We start from the raw sequence: 14,133 nt of genomic DNA, 5'->3' as shown, positions 1-14,133 counted from the left end.
AGCACGGCGCAGGTGCGAGACGAAGCCGGGAATGCCGGAGTGCTCACCGGCCGCGAACACGTAGAAGTCCGGCCGGGCGAGACCACTCCCCCCGGGAGCACTCTCATTCGGAGCGGATCGCGCGGAACAGCAGAACGCCCAGCGACTGCCAGCGCTGCACGACGTCCGCGCGGCCGCTGAGGACGTCGGACACGTGCTGGGACCCGAAGAACGCGGAGACCAGGGCGCGCGCGGCCTCGTCGGGGGCGATACCCGGTCGCAGGTCGCCCGCATCGAGCGCGGAGGTCAGCAAGGACGACAGAAGAGCGATCCAGTCGACGTACGGCGTCGGCAACTCGGCGTCTATCTGGGGCCGTTCGATCTGCAGTCGGGCGCCGGCCTGCACGATGACGTCGCTCTCGAAGGCGCGGGCGGCCAGTTCCAGCATCCGCGCGGCGGTGTCGAGCGGGCCGAGGCCCTCGTCGGTGACCTCGTCGAGCAGGCGCGGCCAGCGTGCGTAGTGCTCCTCCACGATCGCCACCGCGAGTGCTTCCTTGGTCGGGTAGTGGAAGTACACCGCCCCCTTCGTCATCTCGACCCTGTCGGCCACGTCCTTGACCGAGGTCTGCTGGAAACCGCGTTCGCTGAAGAGCTCCGCCGCGCCGATCAGCACGCGCAGGCGGGTACGGGCCGAGCGTTCCTGCTTGGGGTCCGAACCTCTCCTGGAGGGGATCGCCCGGGAGGCGAAGGCTGTGGACTGCGGCTCTGGCATGGAAACCGTCCTTGGCGGGTGTGGCGCATGCGGGCATGGCGGAAAACGACCTGTCAATATACCTTCCCGAAGGTATATTTCTCGTCATCGCCACGTGTTGCGTCGGGACGATACCGGTGCGTGGCTTCCACGGCGACCAGGAAGGAAAATCGCGAGCGTGCACGTCATACCTGGACTTGAGGTACCTGCCGGCCGCCACCCCGGGCCGGAGCGCCACTGGAAGGGAATGAACTTCGGCCACTTCGTTCCGCGCGAATCCGTCCACAAGTCGGCAGACGCGGAGGTACTCCTGACGGACGCACTGCTCCTCGACGACGGAAGCATCGCGGTCGCGGCCCGCTGGCGCCGCAGCCACTACCTCGGCCACCACGGCGGCTGCGCCGCCGACCCGGTGCTGCTCGCCGAGACCGCGCGGCAGACCGCGATCCACCTGTCCCACCGCTTCTTCGGTATCGGGCACGGCTCGGCCTTCGTTCTGAGCGAGCTCTCCGTGGATCTGGACGAAGCGCTCCCGCCGGTCGGCACGGAGCCCCTCGCGGTCGGGCTCCACAGCGTATGCCGCGGCCCCGCCGCCGGTGAACGGCGCCTGCGCTTCGAGCTGGAGGCGGACGTGCTGGCCGGTTCCCGGCGGTTCGGGCGGGTGCGGGTGTGCTGGGAGCCCATGGACCCCCGTCGCTACGCCGTGGTGCGCAAGCGTGGGGGAGGGCGGCACGGACCGGGGCTCGACGGGCAGCCGGCGCCCCGGGTGCGCGTGGACTCCTCCGAGCGCGACGTCCTCATCGACGGCGACCCGCTCCGGCCGGACGTGTGGTGGCTGCGTCTGGACCTGGAACACGGCGTGCTCTTCGACCACGAGTCCGACCACGTGCCGGGCATGGCCCTGGTGGAGGCGTTCCGGCAGGCGGGCGCCGCCGCGGCGGGCGGTGGACCCTGGACGGACGGAACGCTCCTGCTCGCCGTGGAGTTCAAGGCATTCGGCGAGCTGGACGCCCCCGTGTCGATCACCGCGGAGCCCGCGGGGCTGGACGGGACGGCGCTCACGCTCCGCGCCTGCCAGGGCGACCGGGAACTCGCGTGCGCCCGGGTGCGATTCGGAGCGGGCGAGCCCTCCCCGGCCCGGCGGGGGACGACGTGCTGACCGGCCGGCACACCACCGCCGGGGAACGGGACGTACGGAGCACGCTCGCGGCGGCGGCGCGCCGGGACGCGTGGGGCGCCGAACAGCGCCGCAGGCTCGGCCCGGAAGTCGCCGCCGCCCTGGCCGACGCGGGGTTCCCCCGCCACTTCGTGCCCACCCGGTGGCGGGGCACGGCGGGGAGTTTCGCCGGACTGCTCGCCGACGCCTCGGCCGCGGCGGAGAACTGCGCGGCCACGGGATGGTGCGCCGCGCTGTACGCGGCCCACGGCAGGCTGGCCGCCTACCTCCCCGAACAGGGGCAGCGCGACCTCTGGGCCCAGGGCCCGGACGTGCTCATCGCCGCGTCCGTCGTTCCGCCGCAGGGCAGGGCCGAGGCGGTGTCCGGCGGCTGGCGTCTGGACGGGCAGTGGCGCCTGGCCAGCGGTGTCGACCACGCGGACTGGGTGCTGCTCGCGTCCTGGACACCGGGTTCCGAGGGGCCCGAGCACCGCATCTTCGCCGTGCCGCGCGCGGCGCTCTCCGTCCAGGACACCTGGTACTCCGTCGGCCTGCGGGGGAGCGGCAGCAACAGCGTCACCGCGGAGGGTGTCGTCGTACCCTCCCACCGCTCCTTCCCGCTGAGTGCGCTGCTGAGCCCGCTGCCCGGCGCGGCCCGCTGCCACCGCGTCCCGTACCCGATGGTCGCCGCGCTCATCTTCGCGGCGCCGGTGCTCGGGGCGGCCCGCGCGGCGCTGCGGGCGTGGACGGCCGAGTGCGTCCAGGCGCTGCCGCGCAGAGCGGAACACGTGACCCTCCTGGCGCGGGCGTCGGCGCAGATCCACGCCGCGGGCCTGCTGCTCGCCTGCGCGGCGGAGCGCGCGGACCGGGGCGAGATCACCGCGCTCACGGTGGCCGAGAACCGCCGCGACGCCGCGACGGCGGCACTGCTGTGCCGGGAAGCGGTCGACGAGCTCTTCCACGCCTCGGGCATGCGGGGCCAGAACCCCGACAGCCCGGTGCAGCGCGCCTGGCGGGACGTCACCACGGCAGCTGGGCACGGGGCGCTCGCCGTCGGGAGCGCGGCCGACGCCTACGCGGACGCGGTGCTGACGCGGGAGGAGTACGCCCGGGACGGCGGGGGTGCCGGATGACGGCCGTGGAGCGGAAGCGGCCGGCGCTCGCGTTCTTCGACGTCGACGAGACGGTGATCGCGGCCAAGAGCATGGTGGCGTTCAGGGAGTACTGGCTGGCGGAGACGGACCCCTCGCGGGCCGATGCGGAGGCCTCCGCCCTGCGGGCCGCGGCGCGGTCCGCACCGGATCGCGAGGCGCTGAACCGGTGGTACTACCGGCGCTACGCCGGTGTCGCCCTGGCAGACCTCGAAGCGGCAGGCCGGCTCTGGTACGACACCTACCGCCGGGGGGCCGCGGCGTTCGTCCTCGACTCCGTGGAGGCCCTCGCCGGGCACCGGCTGGCGGGCCGCGAGGCCGTTCTGGTGTCGGGGTCGATGCACCCGGTCCTGGCCCCCCTCGCCGAGGAGTTGGGGGTCGCGACCGTGCTCTGCACCGAGCTGGAGGTGGGGGCCGACGGCGTGCTGACCGGGGAGGTGCTCCGGCCGATGATCGGCGAGGCCAAGGCGGAGGCCGTGATCCGGGCCATGCGGGAGCGCGGAGCCGACCCGGGCGACTGCTTTGCCTACGGCGACCACGAGAGCGACCTGGCCCTGCTCCGCGCCGTGGGCAGGCCGGTGGTGGTGGGCACGTCCGAGGTGCTGAACAGGGAGGCGGAGCGCTCCGGTTGGACGGTCCTCCCGGGCCGGCGGGGGCGCCTTCGGGCGGAGAGCTTTTGAGACCTCGGAAGGCGCGATTCCTATTAAAGAATCCTTTCTGATGGTATGTATGGGATTTCATCAGTAGGGAGGGGCGCAGAAGATGGCCATACAGGAACGGGCGCGGCGCACGCGGGAGAAGGTACTGACGGCCGCGGCCGAGGAGTTCGCCGCCCAGGGGTACAGCAGAGCGACGCTCAGCGCCGTGGCCGAGCGCACCGGAATGACCAAAGGTGCGCTCTACGGGCACTTCTCCTCGAAGAAGTTACTGGCGGGAGCGCTGATCGACGAGGCGCGACAGGTCTGGGCGCACCTGCGGGCCGAGCACGACACCCCGGGTGTCGACGGCCGGAGCGTCCTGGAGAGCGTCGTCATCGGCTTCGCCCGCCGGCTCCAGTCGGACGTGCGGCTGCGCGCCGCCGTCCGCCTCGCGTCCGAGTGCCCGGTTTTCGGGTGCGCCTTCGCCGATGTGCTCGCCGACGTACAGAACGCCCTGATGGCCCTGGTGCGCCGGGCGCAGCGCGACAGCGGATTCCCCGCGTACTCGCCGCGCCTCGTCGCCCATCTGCTGATGACGATGATCTACGGCCTGCTGCACGCACCCGCCCAGGGCGGCGAGCGCGGGGGGATGCCCGTCGTGGAACCGCTCTGGCGGCTCCTCTTCGCGGCGTTGTCCGCCGACCAGGTGCCGGTAGCGGGACTCGGAGAAGAAGATGCCGTTTCGGGTGCGTAAAAAATACCTTCGAGAACGAATTTTACTGTCATGCTCGGACCAGTGCACGTGAAGCCGACTGGGCACGTCCCTGCGGGGCAGGGGCGACGACACTCTGGAGGAAGTGGATGAGCGTGCTTGACGAGTGGGCGGGCCAGCGTGCCCCGGTGGGCGCCGACCCCGACGGGCGGGTGCCGAACGCGGTGAGTGACGCCGTCCATCGCGCCGTCTCCGACGCGCGGGACGTCGACGATTTCGACATGAGGCATCTCCGGTATTTCCTCACCGTGGTACGCAGCGGGACCGTGTCGGCTGCTGCCCAGCAACTCCGCATCTCGCAGCCGAGCCTCAGTCAGCAAATTCGCCGACTGGAAAAACGCGTCGGAGCGGCGCTGTTCATCCGCAGTTCGCGTGGGGTTGAACTCACGGCCGGCGGCCGGGCCTTCCTCCGGGAAATACAGGGAATTCCCGGCCAGTTGCGCTCGGCCATCGCCGCCGCGGCCCCCGCTCCGCAGGTCTGGTCCGTCGGCGTCTGCGGCGGCGTACCGGCCGATGTGCTCATCGAGGTGCAGAACGGGCTGCCCGGAGACGGTCCGGACGGCGGGCGCGACCCCGGGGTGAGGCTGCGGATGCGCTCGGTGGGGGCGGCGGACCAGGACGACCTGCTGAGAAGGGGAGAGCTCGCCTTCGGCATCGTGCGCATGCCGATCCTCTCGCCGCATCTGGTGGGCGCCGTGGTCTGGGACGAGCCGCTCGGCGTCGTCATGGCGCAGCAGCACGCGCTCGCCGAGCGTACGGAACCGACCTGGAGCGACCTCGCACGCCAGCGCCTGCTCTGGTACGACGAGGGCTGCGCGCCCGGGTTCGCGGACACGATCCCCGCCCATCTGGCAAGGCTGGGCTGGAATTCGGTGCTCCACCCGGTCGACCAGGACCAGCACGCCCTGTTCCTGCACGCCCTCCAGACGACCGCCGACCTGGTGGCGCTGCGACCGCGCCGCGCCGTCGAGAAGGAGCCGCACCTGGTGTGGCGGCCCCTCCCCACCAGCAGGCCGCCGCGCGAGCGTCTCGCGGTGACCGCGGCCGGCGACAGCCATGAGGCGCGCGTGCTCCAGCGGGTCGCCGGCGAGCGGGGCTGGGGGTTCTTCGCCGAGTAGGCCGGGCTCTGGAAGTCCCGCCTGTCGGGCGCCGCCCGGCACGCACGCTCGCCGCGTTGCCGGGGCGTCCCGATACATCCAGTGCCGGGGCGGCCCTCCGCCGTGCGACCGCACGCCCCGGACGCCGCCCGACCCGCCCTCCGAGCGGACGGCGCTTCTTTCGGAACACGGCCCAGCCGTGTCTGTCCCAGCCCCACCAACCTCCTCAGCGGCGTGTGTCCCGGGTCCCCCGACCCGGGGTGCACGCCGCTTCCGTTTCCCCCGCCAGGCGATATAGGGGTCCGCCTATGGCAGTTACGCGATTTGCGTCTTGGACCGGCGGCGGGATCGGTGGCTAATGTCATGGACACAGAGCAGAACGGGTTCACCGGGCGGATTCGATTCGCCGGCCGCGCTGCGTACCCGCGCACCGAATTCAATGCGGAATTCGGTCTCGCGCCCTCCTTTTCCTTACGGCCTGCCGGCCGTTCCCAGTCGTGCGACAGAAACGGACCAGGGAGCATCGTGATCTCGACCAAGCTGACGGAACTGCTCGGAATCGACCATCCGGTCGTCTGCGCCCCGATGGGCTCCGTGACCGGCGGGGCCCTCGCCGGGGCCGTGACCCGTGCCGGCGGTCTCGGCCTTGTCGGCGTCAGCTACGGCGACGCCGCTTTCATCGACGAACACGTGGCCCGGGCGGCCGAGGCGGGCGGCGTCTGGGGAGTCGGCTGCGTCATGTTCACCTTCGACGACCGCCCCGGCCTCTGGGACAAGGTCCTCGGCTACGCGCCGCCGGTCATCGCCCTCTCCTTCGGCGACGCCGCGCAGGTGCACCGGTTCGTCGCGTCGGCCACCGACGCCGGGTCACGGGTCATCGTCCAGGTGCACGACCCGGAACAGGCCCTGATCGCCGTGCGTGCCGGAGCGTCCGTGCTCGTGGCCCAGGGCGCCGAGGCCGGCGGCCACCACAAGACGCAGGCCACCCTGCCGCTCGTACCGGCCGTCATCGAGATCACCGACGGCGCGGTGCCGGTGGTCGCGGCCGGCGGATTCGCCGACGGCCGCGGGCTGGCTGCCGCTCTCGCGCTCGGCGCCGACGGCGTGATGATGGGAACCCGGTTCGCGGCGACCGAGGAGTCGCTGGCCACCACCGGATTCAAGTCCCACCTGATGTCCGCGCGGACCGCGGACACCGTCGACACCCGCGCGTTCGACGTCGTGCGCGGCATCCCGTGGGACGAGGTCTACCGCGCCCGTTCCGTGAGCAACGACTTCACCCGCACCTGGACCGGGCGCGACGCCGAACTCGCCGCCCTGCGGGCCTCGGTCGAGCCCGAGTGGGCCGCCGCGGTCGCCCGTGACGACACCACCCAGCGCGCCATGTTCGCGGGGGAGGTGCTCGACCTGATCGAGGACATCCAGCCGGCCGCTCAGGTCGTCCAGCGCGTCGTGGCCGACGCCGAGGAGATCCTCACCGGCCTTGCCCGCCGGATCGCCCCCGCTCCCGGCCCCACGGCCTGAACGCCCCCCTCCACCCGCCACTTCGCACTCACGGAGAACCCGGAATGATTCACGTACTCACCCTCACCTACCTCACCCCGCGAGAGACCGTTCTCGCCCACATGGCCGAGCACAAGGCATGGCTGCGCGACCACGGTGACCAGGGCCGCATCCTGCTGAGCGGTCCCCGCCCCGAGGGCGGCGCCGTCATCGTGACCGCCGACCTCGACGCGACCGAGGTGCGCGAGCTCATCGAGAGCGACCCCTGGACCAAGCTCGGCATCGCCTCGTACGAGCAACTCGCCTTCGAGGGCCGCAACGCCAGCCCGGGCGTCGTCACCGCCGCCGTGCCGGACGACGGCGTGTTCCTCATCAACGTGGCCGCCACCGAGGACGCACCCGCCAGCGTGGCCGCGCTCGCCTCCGTGGTCGAGCACGTCGCCGCCACCGCCGACGGCTTCAAGGGCTCCCGCCTGCTGACGAGCGTCGACGGCGACGCCATCGTCAACTTCGCGGCCTGGGCGGACCGCAAGTCCTTCGACGCGATTTTCGAGGACCCCGAATTCGCCCGCCGCTACCAGGACTTCGCCGGCACCACCACGGGTGCGAAGTACCGGCTCTACCGCACCAGCCGGGTCATCACCCCCAACCGCTGAGCCCCGTCCCGCATCCCCCCACGCATCCCCCCACACCTCGCCATCACCCACTCTCTCTTCGAGGAGAATCCATGTCAGCCTCGTCCACCCCGGCTCCCTACGACCTCGTCGTCATCGGGTTCGGCGCCGCCGGCCTGTCGGCCGCGCTGTCCTTCGCCGAAGCCACCGAAGGCCGTGACACCCCGGCCCGGATCGCCGTTCTCGAGCGGGCGACCAAGGAGAAGCGCGGCGGAGCCACCCGCTGGACCGGCGCGTTCCTGCGGATCACCGAGGACCGGCAGCTGGACACCGACTGGGCCGACCACGTCGGGCGGGTCTCCGGCGGCCTCGCGGACGCCGACTACTGCCGCACCGTCGAGCGCGAGACCCCGCAGGTGCTGAACTTCGTCGAGAAGCACGGTGTCGAGATCGCCTTCGAGCCCTTCCCGCTGCCGCACACCTTCAACGGCGGCACCCCGACCATGAACCCGCCGGCCAGCCCCCGAGGCGGTGGCGCCTCGATCGTCGAACACCTGGGCGCAGCCCTGGAGAACGACCCGCGGGTCGAGATCCACTACGAGACCGAGGCGCTCCGCCTGACGACCTCCGACGACGGCACGGTCGACGGCGTCCTGGTCCGTACCTCCGACGGCCACACCCGGCGGATCCAGGGCCGTGCGGTGATCCTCGCCAGCGGCGGCTTCCAGGGCAACACCGAGATGCTCACCCGCTACCTCGGCGACAAGGCCTGCGACCTCCCGCTCATCGCCCCCGGCATCACCAACAGCCGCGGCGACGCCCTGCGCATGGCACTGGAACTGGGCGCCGACACCGCGGGCCAGTTCGACGGCATCCACGCCGAGCCGGTCGACACCCGCACCACCAAGGCCGACGCGGTGCTCTACGGCTTCAGCACGGGCATCTTCGTCAACTCCTCCATGCGGCGCTTCTTCGACGAGGGGCGCGACACCTGGGACAACACCTTCGAGCACGTCGGGTACGAGATCTGGAAGAACCAGGGCCAGGAGGCGTACTGGATCGCCGACGCGAAGACCCTCGCCATCCCCGGCTTCCGGAACTCGCTGCTCAGTGACGTCGACCCCGAGCAGGCCGACTCCCTGGAGGAGCTGGCCACCAAGCTGGGCATCGACGCCGAGGGACTGGAGAAGACCGTCGCGGAGTTCAACGCGGCCGTCGTCCCCGGTGAGTTCGACCCGACCCGCCTCGACGGCAAGTCCACCACCGGACTCACGCCGCAGAAGTCCAACTGGGCCACCCCGCTGGACACCCCGCCCTTCATCGGCGTTCCCCTCACGTCCGCCGTCTGCTTCACCTACGGCGGCGTCCGCACCGATGTCGACGGCCGCGTGGTCACCCCGTCCGGCACCGCCATCCCCGGCCTGTACGCGGCGGGAGAGGCCACCGGCCTCTTCTACCACGCCTACCCGCCGGCCACGTCCGTGCTGCGCTCCCTGATCTTCGGCCGGCTCGCCGCCCACCACGCCGCCGCCGGCCAGTCCGCCTGATTCCGCCCGCCCGCCCGAAACTCTCCCTGGAGGAACCATGAACATCGTCAACATCGACGTGACCCTCCGCGACGGTGGTTACCGCAACGGCTTCAACTTCCCCCTCGACTACGCGATCGAGCACGCGCGGCTCAGCGTCGAGGCGGGATTCGACTGGGTCGAGATCGCCTACCGCAAGGGCTCGCTCCTGCCGGTACCCAACATCGGGCTGACGGGACGCGGCGACGACGAGTTCATCGCCGCGGTGGCCCGTGAGATCGGGGCGGCCCGGGTCGCGATGATCCTGCACCCCAAGAACATCACCGAACACGACCTGCCCGCCATGTACGCCGCCGGCTCCCGGCTGGTCCGCATCATCCTGCCGTCCAAGGGCTACGAACGCGGCCTGGAGTACATACGCCAGGCCAAGGACATCGGCTTCGAGGTCGGGGTCAACTTCGCCCGGATCAGCCAGTGGGAAGGCCGCGACGTCGTCGAGGTCGCCACCGCCGCCACCGACGCGGGCGCCGACGTCGTCTACCTCGCGGACTCCAACGGCAGCCTCTCTCCCGTGGACACCACCGACCTCACCACCCTGACCAAGTCGGTCACCGGCGGCCCGGTTGGCCTGCACGCCCACAACAACCTGGGTCTCGCCCTGTCCAACGCGATCAGCGCGGTGGCCGCGGGCGCGACCTGGATGGACTCCTCGATCCAGGGCATGGGCAAGGGCCCCGGCAACCTCATCGCCGAGCAGTGGCTGGCGCACCTCGACCGTACCGACACGGAGGCCGCCGCCCGGCTCCACCTCGGCCCCGCCCTGGAACTGGCGGACCTGCTCCTCTCCGCCATCCCCGAGGGGACCCCCTCCCTGCCGCTGCCCGACCTGGTCCTGGGCCGCTACGACCTCCCGGTCGAGCGCCGCAAGGACCTGCTGAGCGGCAGTCACCGCGAGGGCATCGTCACCGCACGTGCGCTCGCCACCGTCCGGTGACGCACACCGCCACCGCTGTCCCCGCGGCGGTCTTCGGACCGAAGGCCGCCGCGGGTCTGGCCAACCCGGCACACGCACTGGTCTTTGGACCGGTCACCCCCCGCTGGGACGGAGGAGCGTTCTTCGCCCCCGTCACCCAGGTCCTGGCCGACGCCGGCCTGCGGGTGACCGTCGTCGACACCCTCGCACTGCGCGAGGAGGGCGACGACTCGATGGACCACTTCGTCGCCCGCTGGCGCGCACTCCTCCCGCAGTACGGCCACATCGACCTGATCTGCGGAAACGCCCTCGGCGGTGCGGTGGCCCAGGCGCTGCTCCCCGACCTCGCCCCCACCACGGCCGCACTGCTCGTCTCGGGACCCGCCCGCACGGACGCACTCCTGGAATCCCGGCTCGGCGACATCGCGGATCTGGCCGCCGACGGCCGCTCCGACTACGCGCTCGCCCTCCTCGACCGGCGTGTGAGGCCCTACGGCCACTGCCCCGCCGCCGGCACCGCCACCCCCGCCCCGCACGACCCCCACGCCGGGAGCCGCCTGGCCGAGGGCATGCGGCTGCTGTGCGGCACCGACGTCACTGCGGCCGTGCGGGCCCACTCCGGACCGCTGCTGCAGATCGTCGGCAGCCACTCCCAGCTCGTCACCCAGCGCCACACCGCCGCCGCACCCCACCACCGGGTGCACATCATCGCGGGGGCCGGCATGCGCCCCCACTTCGAACGCACCGCAGAGGTGTCCGCCCTCGTCGACACCTTCCTGCGCGAGAAGGGACTCACATGAAGAGCGTCGCGGTCCTCCCCGGCGACGGCATCGGACCGGAGGTCACCTCCGCCGCCCTCGACGCCGTGGACAGGCTCAACCTCCCCCTCGACCTGCGCTTCGGCGACATCGGCTGGGAGTGCTGGCGCGAGGAGGGCAACCCCGTCCCGCAGCGCACCTGGAAGCTGCTGGAGGAGACCGACACCTGCCTCCTCGGCGCCATCACGAGCAAGCCGCTGCGCGAGGCGGAGGCCGAACTGCCCCCCGGACTGCGCGGAACGGGCCTCACCTTCGTCTCCCCGGTCATCCAGCTGCGCCAGCGGCTGAACCTGTACGCCAACATCCGCCCGGTCAGCGACCTGGTGGACGGGCGCTTCGACTTCACGGTGATCCGGGAGAACACCGAGGGCCTCTACGCGGGCTTCGACGTCCACGGCCTGGACGACGCGCTGTGGAACGCCGTCCGCGACCACCCCAACGCCCAGGCCTCCGGCGCCGCCGCGACCAGCGTCACGCTGCGTCTCCAGACCGAGTTCGGCATGGACCGGCTGCTGCGCCACGGATTCGCCTACGCACGCTCCCGGGGCCACCACCGGCTCACCCTGGTCGACAAGCCCAACGTCCTGCGCCACAGCAGCAACCACCTCCGTGAGCGGCTCGAACTGATCGCGCGGGACTACCCCGACATCGAGACCGAGATCCTCAACGTCGACGCGGTCGCCCTCTGGATGGTCCGCAGACCGGAACGGTTCGGCGTGCTGGTCGCCGAGAACATGTTCGGAGACATCCTCTCCGACCTCGGCGCGGGTGTCATGGGCGGACTCGGCCTCGCTCCCAGCGGCAACATCGGCGACCACGGCAGCTACTTCGAGCCGGTGCACGGCAGCGCCCCGGGCATGGCCGGACAGGACCGCGCCAACCCCATGGCCATGCTCCTCGCCGTGGCCCAGATGCTCGACCACCTGGACCTGGCCGTCCCCGGCGAGGAGATCAGGGCCGCGGTACGGACGGTGGCGGAGCGCCGGACGACCGTCACCTACGACATGGGCGGAACGAGCGGCACCCAGGAGGTCGCGCGGGCCGTGGCCGGGGAACTCGCCCCCGCCGGCAGCGCTGCCGAGACCATTGCTCCACGGGTCGGCCAGGCGCCCTCGGACGACCTGGTCGACCGGCTCGCCCGCCTCGACACCGCCTCCGTCTCCGACGCGCTGGACAGCCTCGGGGTCGGCGGGGTCCTCGCCGGCATCGCCCCGAGGGTGCCGGGGACCCGGGCGGCGGGCCGGGCGTTCACCGTCACGTACCAGCCCGTCGACGACACGGGGGAGGGCTTCCGCAACGCGGCCAACTACCTGGACGACGTGCCCGAGGGCTCGTTCGTCGTGATTGACAACGCGGGCAGCACGACCTGCACCAACTGGGGCTCGCTCCTGACGAGCCTGGCGCAGCGTCGCGGGGTGCGCGGCACCGCCCTGCACGGGTCGGCCCGGGACATCGCGGAGATCCGCGCCGCCGGCTACCCGCTCTACAGCACCGGCGCCACGATGGTCAGCGGGAAGAACCGGGTGGAACTCGCGGCGACCGGCCGGGACGTCACCGTAGGCGGCATCACCGTGCGGCCTGGCGACATCGTGGTCGCCGACGACAACGGAGTGCTGGTGGTGCCCGACGCGTACGCAGCGGAGGTCGCCGAACGCGCGGAGGGCGTGGAGCGGACCGAGGGCGCCATCGGCGCCGCGGTCGCGGCCGGCCTCCGCCTCGACGAGGCCCGCCTGCGGTACGGCTACGCCAAGCCGTGGGACGGCGGCAGGCAGCCCTCCCATGCCTGAGACGGCCGTGGACGGGACGGCCGCGCACTCCCTGGTGGACGTCCACTACCACGCGGGCCCCGACCTCTACGACCGGCGGCTCACGTCGGCCGCCGCAGGCCGGGCGTACGCGAAGGTGGGCGGCTGGGTCGTACTGAAGAGCCATCTCACCTCGACGGCGGCCCGTGCCTGGGAAGCCAGGCAGGAAGGGCTGCCCGTCTCCGGCACGCTCGTCCTCAACGAACTGGCCGGTGGTATCCGCCCGAGCGCCGTCGAACAGGCGGTGTACGCGCACGGCCCGGACACCCCCGCCCGCCTGGTCGTCCACCTGCCGACGCTGGCCGGCCCCGCGCACACCTCCACGCTGCGGCGCACCTCGTTCCACCCGCTGCTCGACGCCGACCGGTGGCGCGCCGACGGCGTACTCGCTCCCGACGGGCGGCTGCGCCGGGACGTGGGAGAGGTGCTCCGCACGGCCCGCGACCTGCCCGTCGTACTGGCGACGGGCCACTGTGACCGGGAGGCGGCGCTGCGGGTGGTGGACGAGGCCGTGCGGCTTGGCGTACCCCGCCTCCTCCTCACCCACGCGACCCACCCCATGTCGGGCTTCACCCCCGCCGACCTGGCCGACCTCTCCTCCGTACCGGGTCTCCACGTCGAAGTCACCGCGCTGACGCTGCTGCTGGGGCACCACGACGCCGGCCACCTCGGCGACGTCGTGCGCGCCCACCCCCGCGTGGTGTTCAGCTCCGACCTCGGACAGCCCGACCAGCCGGACGTCGAGGAATGGCTGGACCTCTGCACGCGGTGGTTCCGCGACGCGGGCCTGACGACCCAGGAGATCGAGGACATCACCCGCTCCAACCCCGCGAACCTGCTGACGCCGTGAACCGGACCTTCACCACTCCCCACCCAGGAGCAGCCATGAACGCCCGAACACCGCACGCCTCGCACGCCGCCGTGCACGCGGACATCCAGCATCTCGCCCGGCTGCTGGACGAGACCCTCGTCCGCCAGGAGGGAGCGGACCTCCTCGACCTGGTCGAGAAGGTCCGCCGGCTGGCCCGCGAGGACGGCGAGTCCGCCGACGCCCTGCTGCGCGGAACCGAACTGCGGACCGCGGCCAAACTGGTCCGCGCCTTCTCCACCTACTTCCACCTGGCCAACGTCACCGAGCAGGTGCACCGGAGCCGCGAGCTGCGCACCGCCCGCGAAGGGGCGAGTGCCGCCCTCGCCCGGGTCGTGCGGCAGGCCGCGCAGGAGTCGCCGGAAGGTCTGGCCCGCGCCGTCGAACACCTCAACGTGCGGCCCGTGTTCACGGCCCACCCCACCGAGGCCGCCCGCCGCTCGGTGCTGAACAAGCTCCGCCGCATCGCGGCTCTGCTGGAG

At 72.2% G+C, this 14,133-nt stretch carries 14 protein-coding genes; 13 read left to right on the top strand and 1 reads right to left on the bottom strand.

The features are described 5' to 3' along the window. Nucleotides 1-103: 103 nt before the first annotated feature. On the bottom strand, nt 104-751 hold the full coding sequence (locus ACWCSV_RS34140; protein ID WP_451149081.1) for a ScbR family autoregulator-binding transcription factor: 648 nt from the start codon (nt 749-751) through the stop codon (nt 104-106). 157 nt (nt 752-908) lie between these two features. Between ACWCSV_RS34140 and ACWCSV_RS34135 the strand changes: the two genes are divergently transcribed. The 13 genes from ACWCSV_RS34135 to ACWCSV_RS34075 all read left to right on the top strand — a co-directional run. Then, entirely contained in the window at nt 909-1,889 is a 981-nt protein-coding gene (locus ACWCSV_RS34135) for a ScbA/BarX family gamma-butyrolactone biosynthesis protein (RefSeq protein WP_451149079.1), read from the top strand. Continuing rightward, nucleotides 1,883-3,019: an oxidoreductase gene (locus ACWCSV_RS34130; RefSeq protein WP_451149077.1), complete on the top strand. Its 1,137-nt coding sequence runs from the start codon at nt 1,883-1,885 to the stop codon at nt 3,017-3,019. Before ACWCSV_RS34135 ends, ACWCSV_RS34130 begins: the two co-directional genes overlap by 7 nt. Then, nucleotides 3,016-3,717 carry an HAD family hydrolase gene (locus tag ACWCSV_RS34125; protein WP_451149075.1) on the top strand — a complete coding sequence of 234 codons (702 nt, stop codon included), beginning with the start codon at nt 3,016-3,018 and terminating at the stop codon, nt 3,715-3,717. The genes ACWCSV_RS34130 and ACWCSV_RS34125 overlap by 4 nt, the downstream gene beginning before the upstream one ends. An 82-nt stretch (nt 3,718-3,799) precedes the next feature. Next, nucleotides 3,800-4,429: a TetR family transcriptional regulator gene (locus ACWCSV_RS34120; RefSeq protein WP_451149073.1), complete on the top strand. Its 630-nt coding sequence runs from the start codon at nt 3,800-3,802 to the stop codon at nt 4,427-4,429. Nucleotides 4,430-4,536: 107 nt separating this feature from the next. Continuing rightward, the gene (locus ACWCSV_RS34115) at nt 4,537-5,565 is read left to right on the top strand and encodes a LysR family transcriptional regulator (RefSeq protein WP_451149071.1); all 1,029 of its coding nucleotides are present in this window, start codon (nt 4,537-4,539) and stop codon (nt 5,563-5,565) included. 504 nt (nt 5,566-6,069) lie between these two features. Beyond that, nucleotides 6,070-7,068: an NAD(P)H-dependent flavin oxidoreductase gene (locus ACWCSV_RS34110; protein WP_327174062.1), complete on the top strand. Its 999-nt coding sequence runs from the start codon at nt 6,070-6,072 to the stop codon at nt 7,066-7,068. A gap of 44 nt (nt 7,069-7,112) precedes the next feature. Further along, nucleotides 7,113-7,703 (top strand): YciI family protein, encoded by a 591-nt coding sequence (locus ACWCSV_RS34105; protein WP_451149068.1) that lies wholly within the window; start codon nt 7,113-7,115, stop codon nt 7,701-7,703. A 71-nt stretch (nt 7,704-7,774) separates the two neighbouring features. After that, nucleotides 7,775-9,208, top strand: coding sequence for an FAD-binding protein (locus ACWCSV_RS34100; RefSeq protein WP_451149066.1), 1,434 nt, complete (start codon nt 7,775-7,777; stop codon nt 9,206-9,208). 37 nt (nt 9,209-9,245) lie between these two features. Continuing rightward, nucleotides 9,246-10,181 (top strand): hypothetical protein, encoded by a 936-nt coding sequence (locus ACWCSV_RS34095; protein WP_451149064.1) that lies wholly within the window; start codon nt 9,246-9,248, stop codon nt 10,179-10,181. Then, entirely contained in the window at nt 10,178-10,960 is a 783-nt protein-coding gene (locus tag ACWCSV_RS34090) for an alpha/beta fold hydrolase (protein ID WP_451149062.1), read from the top strand. The genes ACWCSV_RS34095 and ACWCSV_RS34090 overlap by 4 nt, the downstream gene beginning before the upstream one ends. Then, nucleotides 10,957-12,765, top strand: a complete 1,809-nt coding sequence (locus ACWCSV_RS34085; protein WP_451149060.1) for an isocitrate/isopropylmalate family dehydrogenase — start codon at nt 10,957-10,959, stop codon at nt 12,763-12,765. The genes ACWCSV_RS34090 and ACWCSV_RS34085 overlap by 4 nt, the downstream gene beginning before the upstream one ends. Further along, complete coding sequence (locus ACWCSV_RS34080; protein ID WP_451149058.1) at nt 12,758-13,633, top strand: DUF6282 family protein; 876 nt, start codon at nt 12,758-12,760, stop codon at nt 13,631-13,633. The genes ACWCSV_RS34085 and ACWCSV_RS34080 overlap by 8 nt, the downstream gene beginning before the upstream one ends. A gap of 35 nt (nt 13,634-13,668) precedes the next feature. Beyond that, on the top strand, nt 13,669-14,133 hold a 465-nt coding region (locus tag ACWCSV_RS34075; protein ID WP_451149056.1), incomplete at its 3' end, for a phosphoenolpyruvate carboxylase.

This window comes from Streptomyces sp. NPDC001770, assembly GCF_053596135.1.
Note: the sequence above shows the minus strand (reverse complement) of the source record. Positions and strands in the feature narration are given on the sequence as shown.

What these genes read in the sequence shown, in the direction of transcription:
- ACWCSV_RS34140 (WP_451149081.1), bottom strand. Translation starts at nt 751, where the DNA reads ATGCCAGAGCCGCAGTCCACAGCCTTCGCCTCCCGGGCGATCCCCTCC.
- ACWCSV_RS34125 (WP_451149075.1), top strand. Translation starts at nt 3,016, where the DNA reads ATGACGGCCGTGGAGCGGAAGCGGCCGGCGCTCGCGTTCTTCGACGTC.
- ACWCSV_RS34120 (WP_451149073.1), top strand. Translation starts at nt 3,800, where the DNA reads ATGGCCATACAGGAACGGGCGCGGCGCACGCGGGAGAAGGTACTGACG.
- ACWCSV_RS34115 (WP_451149071.1), top strand. Translation starts at nt 4,537, where the DNA reads ATGAGCGTGCTTGACGAGTGGGCGGGCCAGCGTGCCCCGGTGGGCGCC.
- ACWCSV_RS34105 (WP_451149068.1), top strand. Translation starts at nt 7,113, where the DNA reads ATGATTCACGTACTCACCCTCACCTACCTCACCCCGCGAGAGACCGTT.
- ACWCSV_RS34100 (WP_451149066.1), top strand. Translation starts at nt 7,775, where the DNA reads ATGTCAGCCTCGTCCACCCCGGCTCCCTACGACCTCGTCGTCATCGGG.
- ACWCSV_RS34095 (WP_451149064.1), top strand. Translation starts at nt 9,246, where the DNA reads ATGAACATCGTCAACATCGACGTGACCCTCCGCGACGGTGGTTACCGC.
- ACWCSV_RS34085 (WP_451149060.1), top strand. Translation starts at nt 10,957, where the DNA reads ATGAAGAGCGTCGCGGTCCTCCCCGGCGACGGCATCGGACCGGAGGTC.
- ACWCSV_RS34080 (WP_451149058.1), top strand. Translation starts at nt 12,758, where the DNA reads ATGCCTGAGACGGCCGTGGACGGGACGGCCGCGCACTCCCTGGTGGAC.